The organism is Streptomyces sp. NPDC026538 (assembly GCF_055567535.1).
Genome location: NZ_JBVHQG010000002.1, coordinates 1,354,110 through 1,371,356, shown reverse-complemented (window position 1 = coordinate 1,371,356; position 17,247 = coordinate 1,354,110). Strand labels below are relative to the sequence as shown.

General features: G+C 72.1%; 18 protein-coding genes. 7 read left to right on the top strand and 11 right to left on the bottom strand.

From position 1 onward, the window contains the following. Positions 1-8: 8 nt before the first annotated feature. Positions 9-755: an AzlC family ABC transporter permease gene (locus ACZ4N4_RS13030; protein WP_467587600.1), complete on the top strand. Its 747-nt coding sequence runs from the start codon at positions 9-11 to the stop codon at positions 753-755. Further along, the gene (locus ACZ4N4_RS13025) at positions 752-1,060 is read left to right on the top strand and encodes an AzlD domain-containing protein (protein ID WP_453565639.1); all 309 of its coding nucleotides are present in this window, start codon (positions 752-754) and stop codon (positions 1,058-1,060) included. The genes ACZ4N4_RS13030 and ACZ4N4_RS13025 overlap by 4 nt, the downstream gene beginning before the upstream one ends. Before the next feature lie 39 nt (positions 1,061-1,099). Here ACZ4N4_RS13025 and ACZ4N4_RS13020 read toward each other — a convergent pair whose 3' ends face one another. Beyond that, complete coding sequence (locus ACZ4N4_RS13020; RefSeq protein WP_453565640.1) at positions 1,100-2,044, bottom strand: hypothetical protein; 945 nt, start codon at positions 2,042-2,044, stop codon at positions 1,100-1,102. A gap of 80 nt (positions 2,045-2,124) precedes the next feature. Between ACZ4N4_RS13020 and ACZ4N4_RS13015 the strand changes: the two genes are divergently transcribed. Both ACZ4N4_RS13015 and ACZ4N4_RS13010 read left to right on the top strand, forming a co-directional pair. Next, complete coding sequence (locus tag ACZ4N4_RS13015) at positions 2,125-2,319, top strand: DUF3046 domain-containing protein (protein WP_362576501.1); 195 nt, start codon at positions 2,125-2,127, stop codon at positions 2,317-2,319. A gap of 60 nt (positions 2,320-2,379) precedes the next feature. Next, entirely contained in the window at positions 2,380-3,633 is a 1,254-nt protein-coding gene (locus tag ACZ4N4_RS13010) for an AI-2E family transporter (RefSeq protein WP_467587596.1), read from the top strand. Positions 3,634-3,737: 104 nt separating this feature from the next. On the opposite strand, the gene ACZ4N4_RS13005 is transcribed toward ACZ4N4_RS13010, so the two are convergent. The 4 genes from ACZ4N4_RS13005 to ACZ4N4_RS12990 form a co-directional block, all read right to left on the bottom strand. Further along, a complete protein-coding gene (locus tag ACZ4N4_RS13005; protein ID WP_467587593.1) occupies positions 3,738-4,565 on the bottom strand; it encodes a hypothetical protein in 828 nt (275 codons plus the stop codon). Between the two features lie 127 nt (positions 4,566-4,692). Further along, entirely contained in the window at positions 4,693-5,853 is a 1,161-nt protein-coding gene (locus tag ACZ4N4_RS13000) for an oxygenase MpaB family protein (RefSeq protein WP_453565647.1), read from the bottom strand. Positions 5,854-5,950: 97 nt separating this feature from the next. Further along, a complete protein-coding gene (locus ACZ4N4_RS12995) occupies positions 5,951-7,003 on the bottom strand; it encodes a polyprenyl synthetase family protein (RefSeq protein WP_467587590.1) in 1,053 nt (350 codons plus the stop codon). Then, a complete protein-coding gene (locus tag ACZ4N4_RS12990) occupies positions 6,996-7,271 on the bottom strand; it encodes a polyprenyl synthetase (protein ID WP_453565652.1) in 276 nt (91 codons plus the stop codon). The genes ACZ4N4_RS12995 and ACZ4N4_RS12990 overlap by 8 nt, the downstream gene beginning before the upstream one ends. Before the next feature lie 547 nt (positions 7,272-7,818). Here ACZ4N4_RS12990 and recA point away from each other — a divergent pair. The 3 genes from recA to ACZ4N4_RS12975 all read left to right on the top strand — a co-directional run bounded on the left by recA (position 7,819) and on the right by ACZ4N4_RS12975 (position 12,552). Beyond that, on the top strand, positions 7,819-8,949 hold the full coding sequence (gene recA, locus ACZ4N4_RS12985) for a recombinase RecA (RefSeq protein ID WP_450767132.1): 1,131 nt from the start codon (positions 7,819-7,821) through the stop codon (positions 8,947-8,949). Positions 8,950-8,953: 4 nt separating this feature from the next. Next, entirely contained in the window at positions 8,954-9,859 is a 906-nt protein-coding gene (recX, locus tag ACZ4N4_RS12980; protein WP_467587586.1) for a recombination regulator RecX, read from the top strand. A gap of 164 nt (positions 9,860-10,023) precedes the next feature. Further along, positions 10,024-12,552, top strand: a complete 2,529-nt coding sequence (locus ACZ4N4_RS12975; RefSeq protein ID WP_467587584.1) for an ABC transporter permease — start codon at positions 10,024-10,026, stop codon at positions 12,550-12,552. Positions 12,553-12,564: 12 nt separating this feature from the next. Here ACZ4N4_RS12975 and ACZ4N4_RS12970 read toward each other — a convergent pair whose 3' ends face one another. From ACZ4N4_RS12970 to ACZ4N4_RS12945, 6 genes are all read right to left on the bottom strand, one after another. After that, entirely contained in the window at positions 12,565-12,984 is a 420-nt protein-coding gene (locus ACZ4N4_RS12970) for a rhodanese-like domain-containing protein (protein ID WP_453565657.1), read from the bottom strand. Further along, complete coding sequence (locus ACZ4N4_RS12965; RefSeq protein ID WP_453565659.1) at positions 12,981-13,535, bottom strand: cupin domain-containing protein; 555 nt, start codon at positions 13,533-13,535, stop codon at positions 12,981-12,983. The genes ACZ4N4_RS12970 and ACZ4N4_RS12965 overlap by 4 nt, the downstream gene beginning before the upstream one ends. 75 nt (positions 13,536-13,610) lie before the next feature. Then, positions 13,611-13,682, bottom strand: a complete 72-nt coding sequence (locus ACZ4N4_RS12960) for a putative leader peptide (protein WP_311737274.1) — start codon at positions 13,680-13,682, stop codon at positions 13,611-13,613. A 78-nt stretch (positions 13,683-13,760) separates the two neighbouring features. Then, positions 13,761-15,383: an FAD-dependent monooxygenase gene (locus ACZ4N4_RS12955; RefSeq protein ID WP_467587579.1), complete on the bottom strand. Its 1,623-nt coding sequence runs from the start codon at positions 15,381-15,383 to the stop codon at positions 13,761-13,763. Positions 15,384-15,618: 235 nt separating this feature from the next. Then, on the bottom strand, positions 15,619-16,521 hold the full coding sequence (locus tag ACZ4N4_RS12950; RefSeq protein ID WP_453565662.1) for an amino acid ABC transporter permease: 903 nt from the start codon (positions 16,519-16,521) through the stop codon (positions 15,619-15,621). Next, positions 16,518-17,183 (bottom strand): amino acid ABC transporter permease, encoded by a 666-nt coding sequence (locus ACZ4N4_RS12945; RefSeq protein WP_453566610.1) that lies wholly within the window; start codon positions 17,181-17,183, stop codon positions 16,518-16,520. Before ACZ4N4_RS12945 ends, ACZ4N4_RS12950 begins: the two co-directional genes overlap by 4 nt. Between the last annotated feature and the right edge of the window lie 64 nt (positions 17,184-17,247).

Here is a 17,247-nt window from a genome sequence, read left to right as displayed (position 1 = left end):
TCCTGGGCGTGGCACAGCAGACAGCACTCGCAGACATACGTGACGAAGGCGAGCCGAAACCGGACTCAGCCGTCGTCCGGGACGCCCTCGGGGTCGGCGTCGCCGTGGGACTCTCCGGGTTCGCCTTCGGGGTGACCTCGGCCGGCAGCGGGCTCGGCCTGCTCCAGACCTGCGCACTCAGCCTCCTGGTGTTCACCGGCGCCTCCCAGTTCGCCCTGGTCGGGGCGCTCGCGGCCGGCGGCAACCCGCTCACCGCGGCGGCCGGCGCCTTCTTCCTGGGCGTGCGCAACGCGTTCTACGGGCTGCGTCTGTCGCAGGTGCTGGCCCTCCCGCGCGCGCTACGGCCGCTGGCCGCCCAGTGGGTGATCGACGAGACCACCGCGGTGACGCTCGCGCAGCCGACACGGCGCGCCGCGCGGATCGGCTTCACCGTCACCGGACTCAGCCTGTACGTGCTGTGGAACCTCACCACCCTGCTCGGCGCACTCGGCGCCAAGGCCGTCGGCGACACCGGCGCCTGGGGCCTGGACGCGGCCGGACCCGCCGTCTTCCTGGCACTGCTCGCCCCCATGCTGAAGACCACGACCGACCGCGCGGTCGCCGCTCTCGCGGTGCTGCTGGGGCTCGGCCTGCTGCCCGTGCTGCCCGCCGGGGTTCCGGTCCTGGCGGCCGCGCTGGCGGCACCGGCCGTCCTGTACGTCTCCGGCCGCCGGTCCGGTCGTACCCGCGACGACGCTTCTGAGGAGACCCGATGAACATCTGGATCGCGATCGCCGCGACCGTCCTCGGCTGCTACGCCGTCAAGCTCGCCGGCCTGCTGGTGCCCGCGGGCGTCCTGGAGCGGCCGGTGGTGCGACGACTGGCCGCCCTGCTGCCGGTGGCCCTGCTCGCCGCCCTCACGGCCCAGCAGACGTTCGCCGACGGGCACACGCTCGTGCTGGACGCCCGGGCCGCGGGGCTCGGGGCGGCCGCCGTGGCACTGATGCTGCGCGCGCCCTTCCTGGTCGTCGTCGGCGTGGCCGTGCTGGTGACCGCGGGGGTGCGGGCCATCGCGGGCTGAGCGGGGCCGGGGCCGGGAGGGGAGCGGCTGAGAGAAGGGTCACCCCACGAAGTGGCCGTACGCCCTGAGCGTGCGCAACGCCTCGATCGTCACCCTCGGGCGGGCCTCCAGGGCGGTGGTCGGCGCCCACTGGAGCCAGCCGATCGGCCAGCCGCCGTCCTCCTGCTGCCGGGCGGCGAGGTGGTCCAGCGAGCGGGCCATCTCCTCGTCGGTGAACCACGCGCGCGCGAGCGAGTGCGGGGACTTCGCGAAGTCGTGCGGGAAGTGGTGCTCACCCGGGGCGTAGCCGGGCGCCACCGGGTACGCGTCCAGGCGCTCCGGGTCCAGCGCGGCCAGCCGGTGCTCGCGCACCAGGCGGCCCAGCCGGTCGGCGGCCGCCTCCGCCCGGGCGCGGTCGGGTACCGCGTCCAGGAAGGCGACGGCGGCCTCGACCTCGTAGGGATGCGACTTGTCCAGGGACTCCACGGCCTCCCAGCAGAAGTCGGTGGCCCGGAACAGCCAGGCGTGCCACACCTCGTTGCGGTGCAGCAGACCCACCACAGGCCCGGTGGCGAGCAGCTCGCTGGGCGGATCGTCGGTGATCGGGATGAACGGGGCCGCCGGATAGCCGCGCTGGCTCGGATGGATCGCCGGCAGCGCCCCGTCCGCGGTGGAGACGGACGTCAGATAGCGGCACACCCGCTCCACCCGCTGCCCGCCGCAGCGCCCGATGGCGTCCAGGACGGCCAGCGCGTGCCCGGTGTGCAGCGGCTGGCTCACCGGACCGCGCAGGTCGGGTTCCAGCGCATGGCCGTACCCGCCGTCCTCATTGCGGTAGGCGTCCAGCGCCGTCTCCACGGGATCGGGGCTGCCGTTCAGGAAGTGGTACGCGAAGAGGCGCTGCTCCAGCACGCGCGCGGTGAGCCACATGAACTGTTCGGCGCGGAAGAGCGGGGAGTGCGCCGGGGGCGTAGGGGGGAGTGGGGAAGCTCCGGTTTCGGCCATGCGTCAGACCGTAGGACGGAAAGCGGTCTCGGCAGGCGGTCCCGGGCAGGGCCCACTCTCAGGGGCGGGATACTGGTGTCATGCGGTTGACGGTCTTCTGGCAGCGGATGGCGGAACACTTCGGTTCCGGGTACGCCGACACCTTCGCACGCGATCATGTGATGACGGAGCTCGGCGGACTCACGGTGCACGAGGCGCTGGACGCCGGCTGGGAGGCCAAGGAAGTGTGGCGCGTGGTCTGCACGGTCATGAACGTTCCCGGGGAGAAGCGCTGAACGTGCACAAAGATCGGATACCGGCCGCAGGTTGTCAGTGGCGTCGGCGAGACTTGCACCGTGGCACCCACTGACGACGACGGGCGGACCGCCCAGGACGCATCCCCGGTCGACACGACACCGCCCGCCGGACCCCCGGCCACCGGCGTCGCGCCGCGTGCTGCCCGCATGCCGCGCTGGCTGCCGCGCGCCATGGTGCTGGCGCTCGCCCTCGTCGCCGCCTTCCAGCTGGGCAGCTGGGCCTTCCACCAGCTCACCGGTCTGCTGATCAACATCCTCATCGCGTTCTTCCTGGCGCTCGCCATCGAGCCCGCGGTGAGCTGGATGGCCTCCCGAGGCATGCGCCGCGGGTTCGCGACCTTCCTGGTCTTCCTCGGCCTGGCCATCGCCGTGGCGGGGTTCGTCACGCTGCTCGGCTCGATGCTGGCCGGCCAGATCATCAAGATCGTCGAAGACTTCCCGGACTACCTGGACTCGGTCATCAACTGGGTCAACCACACCTTCCACACCGACGTGAAGCGGGTCGACGTCCAGGAGGGGCTGCTGCACTCCGACTGGCTGCGCAAGTACGCGCAGAACAGCGCGGCCGGTGTGCTCGACGTCTCCGGGCAGGTGCTCGGCGGCCTCTTCCAGCTGCTGACGATCACCCTGTTCGCCTTCTACTTCGCCGCCGACGGCCCCCGGCTGCGCCGCACCCTGTGCTCCGTCCTGCCGCCCGCCCGCCAGGCCGAGGTGCTGCGGGCCTGGGAGATCGCCGTGGACAAGACCGGCGGCTATCTGTACTCGCGCGGTGTGATGGCGCTGATCTCCGGCATCGCCCACTACATCCTGCTGGAGGCCCTGGGCGTGCCGTACGCGCCCGTGCTCGGTGTCTGGGTGGGCCTGGTCTCGCAGTTCATCCCCACCATCGGCACCTATCTCGCGGGCGCGCTGCCGATGCTGATCGCGTTCACCGTCAACCCTCTGTACGCGGTGTGGGTGCTGGTGTTCGTCGTGATCTACCAGCAGTTCGAGAACTACATGCTCCAGCCCAAGCTGACCTCCAAGTCCGTCGACATCCACCCGGCGGTCGCCTTCGGCTCGGTCATCGCGGGCACCGCGCTGCTCGGCGCGGTCGGCGCGCTGATCGCCATCCCGGCGGTCGCCACCCTCCAGGCGTTCCTGGGCGCCTATGTGAAGCGGTACGACGTCACGGACGACCCGCGGGTGCACGGCCACCGCCGGCGTGGCGCGGGCGGCCCCGGGCTGCTCACGCGCGCGCGGCGCACGATATGGCAGCGGCCGGCCGAGGACTCCGGGGAGGGCCCGGCCTGAGGGCCGCCGCGATCGGTGACGGGCACCGGGATCGGTAGCGGTCGCCGGGTCCGTGAGGGCCGTCGTGATCAGTACGGTCGCCGGATCGGTGGCCGCCGTCGCGATCAGTAGGTGACCACCGCCCACACCCCGGCGGCGGCCACGGCGGCCGCGTAGCAGCCCACCGCCGTGGCCACGATCCGCCACCGGACCTGTTCGCTCCAGGAGGTGCGGGACAGCAGCCAGGCCAGTGCGGGCAGCACCAGCACCGCGTGCAGGCTGACCCCGTGCAGCGGCTTGAGCGGGGCCGTCGACTCGTACGCCGCCTCCTGGTGCCCGGTCCGGACGAGCACCACCCCGCGCGCGATCATCGCGGCCCCCGACGCCAGCGCCACGAGCAGGACCGCGAACCCGGAGCGCACGGCGAGCGCCATGCCCACGGGACCGGCCGGCCGCCGCCGGAACGACACCACGGCGAAGACGGTGAGCAGCACCACCAGGACCCCGCCGCCCACCGCGAGCGTCATCGACACCGCCGTGTCGAACGGCGTCTCCATGTCGAGGTGCGAGGGCACCCGGCGCCACGCCTGCAGGGTGATCCCGCCGACCTCCACCACACAGTCGGCGGCGAACACCAGGAGCAGCACGGTCCGCAGCCGCTCCCCGATCCTCAGATACGAGGTGACCCAGGTGACCGCGATCAGCGTCAGCCCGAAGGACAGCCCGAAGGTGACCGGCTTGCGCCAGGAGACCGGGCCGTACCACGGGCCGCCGTCGACCGCGAACACCACCAGATGCACCACACCGGAGAGGACGAGGAACACCCCGGTCGCATGGCAGAGACGCTCGGCGGGGCGGGCCCGGCGCAGGCGGCTCGCCGGTGGATTCCGGAGCGGACCCGCCAGCGAGGGCGCAGTCTCCGCGGAGGACGGACTTTCCAGGGGTGAGGGCATACGACCACCCTCCCGGGGGCGGCCCGCGCGGTCGTCGTCCGGCCGAAGACACCCGTCGTACGCCGTCGGAAGTAGGCGTGGACAGCAGGTGTGGGCGGGTAGGTCTGGGCGGTAGGCGTGCGGACGGTCAGGAGACCGTGGCGGCCGGCGGGGTCCACCGCCGGGTGCGGGGCACCGCGCCCGAGACGCCGTAGTCCTTCCTGAGGTGTTCGGGGACGGCGTAGTGCATGACGCGGCCACGGGTGAGGGAGGACAGTTCGAAGACGGTGGTGAGATGGCCGAGGCGGTCCAGGGCCCAGGCACCCAGCGGGGAGCGGTCCTCGATGGTCTCCAGCACGCCCAGGAGGTGCGGTACGGCCTTGACGACGGTGTCCCACGGGGTGCGCGGCACCTCCAGCCAGTCCGCGCAGGTGTCGCCGACGAGGTGGCGGACGAGGGCCGGGACGATCGGGTCGAAGAAGGTGCCGGGGACGACCTCCTCGTAGAGCTCGATGAGCTGCCGGGTCAGGTGGGCGCCCTCTTCGGAGGGGCCCATGTACCGGATCATGTACAGGTCGAGGAAGCGGCGGGCCTCGTCGAGGGTCTTGGGAACGGCCTCCTGGTCGACGCCGAGCATGGCGCCCACCACCCGCCACGCGTAGTAGTACGCCTCCGCGCCCTCCGTGGACAGATGGATGCCCAGCCGGTGCAGGCTGTCGAGGACCAGCAGCGAGAAGAACATCTGCCCGCCGATCATGTCCTCCTGGCAGATCGGCGTCCCCAGCGCCTCGGTGTCCCAGCGGTTCTCGCGCTTGAGGTGGTGCCGGATCGAGGCGTGCAGCAGGCGCACCTTCTGGGCGGCCGGGACGAAGCGGCCGCCGGCCTCGAAGGCGTCGGGCTGCATCAGGTAGACGGTGAACTGGCCGGTCTCCGCCATGCGCTTGGAGGGATAGCTGAGCCCGTGCGTGGCCGACAGCAGCTTCGCCACGCGCGGGACGACGTAACAGGCGGGCATGGAGGCGAAGGAGAGCGCGGTCGCGATGTGCACGTTGTTGTCGATGAAGAACAGCCGGGCCTTCTCCATCTCGCCCCAGTCCACCCACGACGGCGGGACCCGGGTGGCCTCCAGGTACTCCCGCGCGACGTCTGGCAGCCCGTCGGGCAGGGGAGCGCCGGCGGTGGACACATAGCGCATCAGGGTGTTGAACGTGCCCGCCTCCCCGCGCTCGAAGAGTGCGGCGACCGTGGCGTCGGCCAGTTCGTCACCGGCGTACCGCAGGGCGTCCAACGATGCCTCGGTGTGGGTCACGCAGGGCTCCTTGTCTTCGCGGGTCTCTTCGTGCGTGTCTTCGCGGGGTGTCTTCATGGGGTGTCTTCATGGGCTTGTCCGTGCCACCGGGTGGGTGTCAGGACAGGCGGACCGCCGCCGAGTGGGCCAGCGCGGTCAGGGCGCCGGCGGCGGCGGTCGGCACGTCCAGTGAGTGAAGGGCGTCCAGCGCTTCCACGACCCGCGCGCCGATCATGTGCTCGATCCGGTCGGGTGCCCCGAGCCGGCGCATCACCTCGCGGACCGCGTCCAGGCCCTCCGCACCCAGATCACGCTTGCCGAGCAACGCGCCGAGCCGCTCCCGGTCGTCGTCACGGGCGAGTCGCCAGGTCTCCGCGAGCAGCGCGGTGGGCCGGTGGCCGCGCACGTCGTCGGCGTTGGCCTTGCCGGTGTGCTCCGGTTCCCCGAACAGGCCGAGCAGGTCGTCGCGGAGCTGGAACGCCTCGCCCAGCGGCAGCCCGTACGCGGAGTACCCCGCCCGCAGCCGCTCGCCGGCCCCGGCCAAGGCGCCGCCGATCAGCAGCGGCTGCTCGACGGTGTACTTGGCGGTCTTGTAGCGGATCACCTTCAGCGAGGCCGTCGTGTCCGGACCGGTGCCGGTGCGCAGGATCTCCAGGCACTCGCCCGCGATCAGCTCCCGGGCCAGCAGCGACCACAGGGGGCGGCCCCGGGCCAGATAGGCGGCGGGCAGACCGCAGGTCGCGAACAGCTGCCCGGCCAGCGACATCAGCAGATCGCCCACGAGCATCGCCAGCGACCGCGCCGTGCCGTCGGCACACGGGTGAGCCGGTACGGCGGCACGCAGGGCGACATGTGCCGTGGGGCGCCCGTGCCGCAGCGGGCTGTCGTCGATGAGGTCGTCGTGCACGACGGCGGCGGCGTGCACCAGCTCCATGGAGGCCGCCGCCCGCACCAGCGCGTCGCTGTCCGGCTGCCCCACCGCACGCCAGCCCCAGTAGCAGAACGCCGCCCGCAGTCGTTTGCCGTCCGCGACCGCCGCCTCCAGCTGTTCGGCCACCGGGCCCAGGAGCGGATCGATCGCCGCGAACAGGTCGGCCTCCTGGGCGACGAACCGGCGCAGTACCTCGTCGACGCGGGCCTTGAAGGCGGTCGGATCCCACCGGTCAGCCATGGCCGGCGGTCCGCCGGGCGAGGGCGTGCCGGGCGAGGGTCTCCAGATGGGCCGGGGGCACGGTCGCGTACCGGTCCAGGACCAGACGTCCGCGCGCGGTGAGGTCGTGCTCGGCCTCCGCGACCAGTGCGCCGGCGTCCGAGCGGCGCAGCAGCCCCCGCACCGTGCCGACGGCGGTGCCCAGCGTGCTCACCGCCAGCTCGGCCAGCCCCGCCGCCAGCAGTACGGCCTGCTCGTCCAGGCCGCGTCGTCCCGTCTCACGTGTCATGCGCTCTCCCACCCACGGCACACAGGGGCGCCGCCTGCCGGCCGCCTCTTCGAGGATCGCGGCACGGCGGGAGCGGTCATGCGGAAACTCACGATCGGGTGAACGCCTTGCCGGGTGGTGTGGATCGCCGTGCCGCGGTTCCGCTTCCGGCTGCCGCCCCCGGCGCGCCGCACGCTCCCATCCGCGTGCCGCGTACGCCCGGTTCCCCGGCGTCGCCCGTCCCCGCCCCGCGCGCCCCTCCCCGGGTCTCGCGCGCCCGTCACTGCCCGACGCACCGCCCGGAGTCCGTGGGTGAGCGGTGGGTGAGCACCCTGCGGGGAAGTGGCGGGAGTACCGCGTGGTGCGCTTGACACGAAAATCGAACATCCATTCTTATGGAGGCTCCGGCGAGGTTCCCGACAGGGACTCCAGTGGCGGTTCGACACGGTTTGGGCGGATAGGTCCCCGAGTTGTCCACAGGCCGGACGGGCGTCGGGGCGCATTGTCAGTGGCAGGCGTTAGCGTCTTTGACGTGAAGCGATCGACTCAAGCAAACCGGGTGGAACCCATGGCAGGTACCGACCGCGAGAAGGCTCTCGAAGCCGCACTCGCACAGATTGAACGGCAGTTCGGCAAGGGCGCGGTCATGCGCATGGGCGACCGGACGAAGGAGCCCATCGAGGTCATCTCGACCGGGTCGACCGCGCTCGACGTCGCCCTCGGTGTCGGCGGCCTGCCGCGCGGCCGGGTCGTGGAGATCTACGGACCGGAGTCCTCCGGTAAGACGACCCTGACCCTGCACGCCGTGGCCAACGCGCAGAAGGCCGGCGGCCAGGTCGCGTTCGTGGACGCGGAGCACGCCCTCGACCCCGAGTACGCGCAAAAGCTCGGCGTCGACATCGACAACCTGATCCTCTCCCAGCCCGACAACGGCGAGCAGGCCCTGGAGATCGTGGACATGCTGGTCCGCTCCGGCGCCCTCGACCTCATCGTCATCGACTCCGTCGCCGCGCTCGTCCCGCGCGCGGAGATCGAGGGCGAGATGGGAGACAGCCACGTCGGCCTCCAGGCCCGGCTGATGAGCCAGGCGCTGCGGAAGATCACCAGCGCGCTCAACCAGTCCAAGACCACCGCGATCTTCATCAACCAGCTCCGCGAGAAGATCGGCGTGATGTTCGGCTCCCCGGAGACCACGACCGGTGGCCGGGCGCTGAAGTTCTACGCCTCGGTGCGACTCGACATCCGCCGCATCGAGACCCTGAAGGACGGCACGGACGCGGTCGGCAACCGCACCCGCGTCAAGGTCGTCAAGAACAAGGTCGCGCCGCCCTTCAAGCAGGCCGAGTTCGACATCCTCTACGGCCAGGGCATCAGCCGCGAGGGCGGTCTGATCGACATGGGCGTGGAGAACGGCTTCGTCCGCAAGGCCGGCGCCTGGTACACGTACGAGGGCGACCAGCTCGGCCAGGGCAAGGAGAACGCGCGCAACTTCCTCAAGGACAACCCCGACCTGGCCAACGAGATCGAGAAGAAGATCAAGGAGAAGCTGGGCGTCGGCGTCCGCCCGCAGGAGCCCGCCGCCGAGCCCGGCACGGACGCGGCGGTCACCACCGCGGCCCCGGCCGACGCCGCGAAGACGGTGCCCGCCCCGGCCGCCGCCAAGGTCACCAAGCCCAAGGCCGCCACCGCCAAGAGCTGACACCGTGACACGACGAACCGACTGGGCCGACCACGAGTACACGTCCCCCGGTGCCCCCCGGGGGAGGGGCACCGGGGACGGTTCCGGGGCCTACGGCACGGGCGGCGACGGATACGGGGGCGACAGCGAGGGACACCCGGTGGCAGGTCGGCGCCGGGACGGGGGCGCGACACGGGGGAGCGATGGCTCATACGGGCGTGACGGCTCGTACGAGGACGACGGCCCGCCCGACTCGTACAGCACGTACGAGAACGGCACGCACGAAGGCCCGGACGGGCCCCGCGGACACGGATCACCCGGCCGTGGCTCGCGGCGGCCCGGGACGCGCCGCCGGCGTGGCTCCGGGGGGCCGTCAGGTGAGGACGGGGGTTCCTCCTCCTTGTCGAGGGCCGAGCAGGGGGAGTCTCCGGCGGACCCGGCTGAGCGGGCGCGGGCGATCTGTCTGCGCCTGCTCACCGGGACCCCGCGCACCCGGAAACAGCTCGCGGACGCCCTGCGCAAGCGGGAGATCCCGGACGATGTCGCCGAGGAGGTGCTGTCGCGGTTCGAGGAGGTCGGGCTGATCAACGACGGCGCGTTCGCGGACGCGTGGGTGGAGTCCCGGCACCACGGCCGGGGGCTGGCCCGCCGCGCGCTCGCCCGGGAACTGCGGACCAAGGGCGTCGAATCGACCCTCATCGACGAGGCCGTCGCCCAGCTCGACTCCGAGCAGGAGGAGGAGACGGCCCGCGAACTCGTCGCCCGGAAGCTCCGCTCCACCCGGGGCCTCGACCGGGACAAACGCCTTCGCCGCCTCGCCGGCATGCTCGCCCGCAAGGGATACCCCGAGGGCATGGCCCTCAGGGTCGTCCGGCGAGCCCTGGAGGAAGAGGGCGAGGACACGGACTTCCTCGAGGGCGGGGACTTCTGACGGGCGGACAGGTCTGACGGGCAGACGGGCCTGACGAGCAGGCAGGTCTGACCGGCGGCCAGGTCTGAGGACTCCGGCCTGTACGCGGGGTGGGGTTATCCCCATCCCAAGACACCGGACCACCGCAGTGCCCGGGGACCCGTACGTGAACAACCGTGTACGCCATGATGCTGCGTTACGCCCTCAGGACCGTCCGCGCCCGCAAGGCCGGGTTTCTCGGCGCCTTCCTCGCCCTGCTGTGTGCGGCGGCGCTGATCTCCGCGTGCGGCACTCTCCTCGACACCGGTCTGGCCGGCACGATCCGGACCGAACGTTATGCGGCGACGCCTGTCGTGGTCTCCGGCGACCAGTACGTCCACCGCACCACCGTCAAACACAAGAAGGGCAAGACCAAGGTCAAGCACAAGGCGAAACCCATCGCCGAACGCGCCTGGCTGTCGGCGGACCTGGCGGCAGGGCTCGCCCAGGCACCCGGCGTCTCCCGTGTCGTGCCCGAACTGACCTTCCTCGCCGAGCCGTCGACCCCGGCTGGCACCGGTGGCCGTACCGCCTACGGGCACGCCTGGGAGTCCGCCGCACTCACCCCGTACCGGCTGGTCGCCGGCACCGCGCCCAGGGCCGCCACCGACCTGGTCGTCGACCGCGACTTCGCCGCACGCGCCCGGCTGCGCCCCGGTGACCCTCTCACCGTGCAGTCGACGCAGGCCCCGCGCGTCTACCGGATCACCGGAATCGCCGCCCCCGCCACCGAAGTACGCCATCAGACGTCCCTCTTCTTCTCCACCGCCGAGGCCCAACGGCTGGCCGCACACCCCGGGCAGGTCACCGCGTTCGGCGTACTGCCCGCCCCCGGCACCGACGCCGAGCAGTTGAAGCGGACGGTGACGCGGGCACTGCACGGCACCACCGCCCAGGTCTCCACCGGGAATGACCGTGGCCCCGTCGAGTTCCTGGACGCGGCCGCCGCCAGGGTCCGGCTGGTCAGCATGGGCGGCGCCATGGGCGGCACCGCGCTGCTCGTGGCGATCCTGGTGGTGGTCGGCACCTTCGGGCTCACCGTCCAGCAGCGCCACCGCGAGCTCGCCCTGCTGCGGGCCATCGCGGCCACCCCCGGCCAGATCCGCCGGCTGCTCGGCCGCGAGGCACTGATCGTCGGCGCGGCCGCCGGCACCGTCGGCGCACTCCTCGGGCTTCCGCTCGGCGCCTGGCTGCACACCAGGTTCGTCGCCCTGGGCGCCGTACCGGCCACCCTTCAGCACACCACCGGCGTCTTCCCGCCGCTAGCCGCGCTCGCCGCGACCCTGACCGGCGCCTGGGCCGCCGCCCGTATCGCCTCCCGGCGCATCACCCGGATCCGGCCGACCGAGGCGCTGGCCGAGTCCCGGATCGAACCCGCCCGGCCCGCCCGGGGGCGGATCGCCGCCGGTCTGCTGCTGCTCGCCGGCGGAGTCGTGCTCGTCGTCCTGCTCACCTCCCTGCGCACCGAACCCGCATCGACTCCCGTCACCTTCCTCGCCGTCGTGGTCCTCTCCACCTCCGTCGCCCTGCTCGGCCCGCTGCTGGTCAAAGCGGCCGCGCTGCTGCTCGCCGGACCGCTGCGCCTCACCGGTCACGGCGGCCGGCTCGCCACCGCCAACCTGCGCGGCAACGCCGCCCGAATGGCCTCCGTCGTCACCCCTCTCACCCTGCTCATCGGCATGACCTGCACCGTGCTGTTCGTCCAGTCCACCCTCGGCGACGCCGCCCGCGCCCAGGCCCGCGCAGGGGTCACCGCCGACTGGGTCGTCGCCGCCCGGGGACCGGGCGTCCCGGCCGAAGCCGCACAGCGGTTGCGTACCCACCACGACGCCGTCACCGAAGTGGTCCGCACGACCGTCCGCGTCGGACTCGACAAGTACCCGGCTCAGGGCGTCACCCCCGAGGGCCTCACCCGCACCTGGGACCCCGAGGTCACCGCAGGCTCCCTCGGCCGCCTCACCGACCGCACCGTCGCCGTCAGCGAACTGGCCGCCGACCAGCACCACCTGACGCCCGGCAGCACTCTGAGACTCACCCTCGGCGACGGCACGCCCGCCACGCTCACCGTCGCCGCCGTCTACGCCCGGGGTCTGGGCTTCGGCGATCTCACCTTCGCCCACGACCTCGTCTCGCACCACGTGGACAACCCACTCGCCTCCTCCGTCCTCGTCAGCACGGCCCGTACACAGACACAACTCGCGACTACGCTCCGTGAGTTCCCGGGTGTGCGGATTCTTTCGCCGACCGCCGCCGACTCTCTCCAGGCCGACCGGCAACAGGACAACGCCGAGGTCAACTACCTGGCCATGGGGCTGGTCCTGGCCTTCACCGCCATCGCCGTCGTCAACACGCTCGCCATGTCGGTCGCCGCACGTGTCCGGGAGTTCGCGCTGCTCAGGCTGGCCGGGGCAACCCGCCGTCAGGTGCTCCGGATGCTGCGGACCGAGGTGCTGTCGGTGCTGGTACTGGCCACAGCCCTCGGCAGCGGCATCGCGCTCGCGGTACTGACCGCGTTCAGCGTGGGCATGACGGGCCGGGCCGCACCGACGGTCACGCCGTTGCTGTACGTGACCGTCCTCGCGACCGCCGCGCTGCTCGCGCTGGTGGCCGCCGCCCTTCCCGGCCGGGTGGCGCTGCGGGTGCCGGCGGTGACGGTGGCGACGGCGAAGGACTAGAGGGCCGAAGGACTAGAGGTCGCCGTCGTTGTCAGGGCTGACCGGCAGTCCCGCTGACTTCCAGGCCTGGAAGCCGCCGACCAGGTCTGTCGCGCGGTGCAGGCCCAGCTGGTGCAGGGAGGCGGCGGCCAGGCTGGAGGCGTAGCCCTCGTTGCAGATCACGACTATCCGGAGGTCGTGGCCGGTGGCCTCGGGGGTCTTGTGGCTGCCCTGGGGGTCCAGGCGCCACTCCAGCTCGTTGCGTTCTATGACGAGGGCGCCCGGGATCACCCCGTCCCGCTCGCGCAGCGCCGCGTACCGGATGTCGACCAGCAGGGCGTCTCCGGCCTGCGCCGCCTCGTACGCCTCGTGCGCCGCCACGCGCTGGTAGTCGGCCCGCACCCGCTCCAGCAACTCGTCGATGCCCACGGGGTGCTGTCCGGCGCCGCTCACTGCCAGTCCTCCGGGCGCTCGACCTGCTCCAGGCGCAGCACCGGTCCGCTGCGGCTGTAGCGACGGATCCGCGGCAGCGGCGGGTAGTAGGCGTGGACGGAGATCGCGTGGTGCTCGGTGGACTCGTTGAGCACCTCGTGGACGTGGTCACGGCCGAAGGAGCGGCCCTTTCCGGCGGGCAGCCGACGCTCGCGGTCGACGTCCTCGGAGAGCTCCAGGGTCTTCCAGCCGTCGGTGGGCAGCCGGGTGGCGAGCGAGTACTCCTTCAGCTCACCGGTGGCGGTGAGGAAGGCGCCGACCGACTCGGCGTGGTCGTGCCAGCCGGTGCCGGAGCCGGGCGGCCAGCCGATCAGCCAGGCCTCGCTGCCGCCGGGGCCGTCGAGCCGTACCCAGGTGCGGCCCTGCGGGTCGAGCGGGAGCGAGGAGATCAGCTCGGTGTCGGCGGCCGTACGCCGGACGAAGTCGAGGAGGTCCGCCTGGGTGGGCGCGACGCCGGACGCGGAGGCGGACGGGGAAACGGGGGAGGACGGGGTGGAGAGAGAGGCAGACACGTGCACCGTTCCTGATGAAGATTCGCCGAAGGGGGCGCGGACGGCGCCCCGGAGAAGGAAGGAGAAAAAGCGAATTCAGCAGGACGGAAGACACACGCAGCCCGCATAGCGGACCAGGTCAACATGGACCTTCCGCCACAGGCGCACAGTGGTGTCGTTCACGTTGCGGAGTAGACCATGCCGGTGCGGGCGGGTCAACTCACTGTCACTATGTGGACCGCGCGCTCACCGCGCGCCGGATCCGGCCTGTGCCGCCGCCTCCGCCTCCGTGGTCTCGGGGTTCTTGCCGCCCAGCGTCGCCTCGGCGGCCGCGTACAGATCGGCCGGGCGGACCCCGTTGAGGGCGGTGACCAGATGGCCGTCGGGGCGCACGAGAAGCACCGAATGCGCTGGTGCGCCCGGGTAGGCCTCGGCGACCAGCAGCTCGGCGGGGTGCGGCAGCGCGGTCACGGCCGCGGCCAGCCGGGGCATGATCCCGGCGGAGACCCAGTGCTTGCGGTCCCACACCCCCGTACCGGGCGCGATGAGGACGACGAGCAGCGCGCCGCGGCCGAGCCGTGAGCGCAGCTGTACGAAGGTGCCGTCCTCCGCGGTGACCCGGACGTCGGTGACCGGCGCCCCGGGCGGGGTGTCGACCGGGATCTCGTGCTCCAGGTGCCTTGGCGCGAGCGGTGAGTCGGCGTACGCCCCTGGCGCACCGAGCGGGCCGTGCCCCAGGTGACCGTCGGTGAGGAGCGCGTCGTGCCCCCGGGCCGTGCCGGGCACGATCCCGCGCAGCCCGCCACCGCCGCGCAGCACCGGCAGCACCTGGTCGGCGGCGCGCAGCCGGGCGGCGACCACCGCCCGCCGCTCGGTCTGGTAGCTGTCAAGCAGCGCCTCGTGCGGACCGTGGTGCCAGGCAGGGGCCAGCTTCCAGGCGAGATTGTCCACGTCCCGCAGGCCCTCCTCCAGCCCGTGCGTGCCGAACGCGCCGAGGAGGTGCGCCGCGTCCCCGGCGACGAACACCCGGCCCACCCGCCACCGCCGGGCGAGACGGTGGTGGACGGTGTGCACACCGGTGTCGAGCAGGTCGTACGGCGTTGTGGTGCCGTCCGTCCAGGCCGCCAGGGTCTCGCGGATCCGGTTCACCAGGAGCTCGGGGGTGACCAGGTCCTTGCCGGGCGGCAGCAGCCAGTCCAGGCGCCAGGCGCCGTCCGGGAGGGGGCGGGCGGTCACCTCCCCGGCCGAGGGCCCGGACATCCGCCACGGCGGGGTCCGATGGAGCAACGCCTGACCGGGCCACGGAAGTTCCGTGCGCAGCGCGGCGACCGCGTGCCGCTCCACCGCCGTACGGCCCGGGAAGCGGATGTCCAGGAGCTTGCGCACGGTCGAGCGGGGGCCGTCGCAGCCCACCAGGTAACTGCCGCGCCACCAGGTGCCCTTGGGGCCACGGGTGTGCGCGGTGACACCGGAGCGCTCCTGCTCCACGGCGTCCAGCCGGCTCTCCGTGGCGACCCTGACCAGCGGCTGGTCGGCGATCGCGGCGCGCAGGGCGTTGGTGAGCGTGTGCTGGGCGATGTGCAGCGGGGACGGTTCACCGGCCTCGTCGAAGACGACCTCGCGCATCACCTGCTTGCGGCGCATCGAGCGCCATCCGGTCCAGCGGGTGCCCAGCTCGTCCAGCGGGGCGCCGGACAGCCGCGTCAGCAGGGCGGCGGTGTCCTCGCGCAGCACCACCGTGCGCGCCGGGCGCGGTTCGTCCTTGCCCGGCCCCTCGTCCAGGACGACGGACGGCACCTCCTGACGGGCCAGCGCCAGCGCGAGCGTCAGCCCGACGGGCCCCGCTCCGACAATGATCACCGGGTCCACGGCGCGGCGCCCCCTGCCCGTACGCAAGTCCCGACGGACACGGATGAACAGGTTGGTTGAGCAGGGTGCACGATCACAGAACGTATGCAACAGACTGGGCGCCACCCGGTCAAGCGGCGCACCCGGGGACACGTCAGCATGGCGGGCGCGCGGGCCGGCCGACGGCCCGGAAAACGGCGGAGGCAGCGATCGTACGACCGCTGCCTCCGTGGGCGTCGCCCGGGTTGACTCCGTGTCAGGCGGAAGCTCCCGTGGCGAACCCGCCGCCGACCTCGGCCACGTTCAGGTCGTTGACCTCCTCGGCCCCCAGGACCGCGCCGGTGCCGCGCTTGCTGCGCCGCAGCCGGCGCTCCAGCCAGGAGGCGAACGTGGTGAGGACCAGGTTCAACAGGATGAAGATGATCGCCACGACGATGAAGCTGGGGATGACGTTGGCGTAGTTGGCGGCCAGCGTGCCGCGGGCGTTGAGCAGATCGGTGAACTGGAGCATCACACCGCCCAGCGCGGTGTCCTTCACGATCACCACCAGCTGGCTGACGATGGCCGGCAGCATCACGGTGACCGCCTGCGGCAGCAGGATGCCGGTCATGGTCTGTCCCTTGCGCAGACCGACCGCGTACGCCGCCTCCGTCTGCCCCTTCGGCAGGGCCAGGACACCGGCCCTCACGACCTCGGCGAGCACCGAGGCGTTGTAGAGCACCAGGCCGGTGACGACCGCGTACAGCGGCCGTTCGTCGCTGCCGACGTCGGTGGAGCGGACGTAGAACTCCATGGCGAACAGCATCAGCAGCAGGACCGGGATGGCGCGGAAGAACTCCACGACGGCCCCGGCCGGGACACGTATCCACGCGTGGTCGGACATCCGGGCTATGCCGAAGACCGCGCCCAGCGGAAGGGCGATGACCATGGCGAGGGCCGCGGCCTTGAGGGTGTTGCCGAGGCCCGGCAGCAGATACGTGGTCCACGCCTCTGAGGTGGTGAACGGCTGCCACAGGGCCCACTTCAGCTGGCCCTTGTCGTCCATCTTCTGCCACACCCACCACAGCAGGAGGGCGAGCAGCAGGACGAAGACGACGGAGAGGAGGACGTTGCGCCGTTTGGCGCGGGGCCCGGGGGCGTCGTACAGAACCGAGCTCATCGCTTCACCGCCAGGCGCTTGGCGAGCCAGCCGAGGAACAGGCCGGTCGGGAGGGTCAGGACCACGAAGCCGAAGGCGAAGACCGCGCCGATGGCCACCGTCTGGGCCTCGTTCTCGATCATCGTCTTCATCAGGGCGGCGGCCTCGGCCACGCTGATCGCCGCCGCCACGGTGGTGTTCTTGGTCAGGGCGATCAGGACGTTGGCCAGCGGGCCGATCACCGCGCGGAAGGCCTGCGGCAGCACGATCAGCCGCAGCGTCTGCGAGAAGTTCAGCCCGATCGCGCGGGCCGCCTCGGCCTGTCCGACGGGCACCGTGTTGATGCCGGAGCGGATCGCCTCGCAGACGAAGGCCGCGGTGTAGGCGATGAGACCGAGTACGGCCAGCCGGAAGCCCTGGACCGCGAAGTCGTCGGCGCCCAGGGTGACGCCGAAGATGTCGGCGAGACCGAGCGAGGTGAAGATGATGATGACCGTCAGGGGGATGTTCCGGACGATGTTGACGTAGGCCGTGCCGAACCCCCGCATCAGCGGGACCGGGCTGACCCGCATCGCGACCAGCAGGGTGCCCCAGACCAGGGAGCCCACGGCGGAGAAGACGGCCAGTTTCACCGTCGTCCAGAACGCCCCTAGGACGTCGTAGCCTTGAAGAAAGTCGAACACGATTTCCCGCGCTTCCGGGTGTGTGGCGTAGGTGGAGGGCATGGCGCGCCGCCGCCAGGGGAAG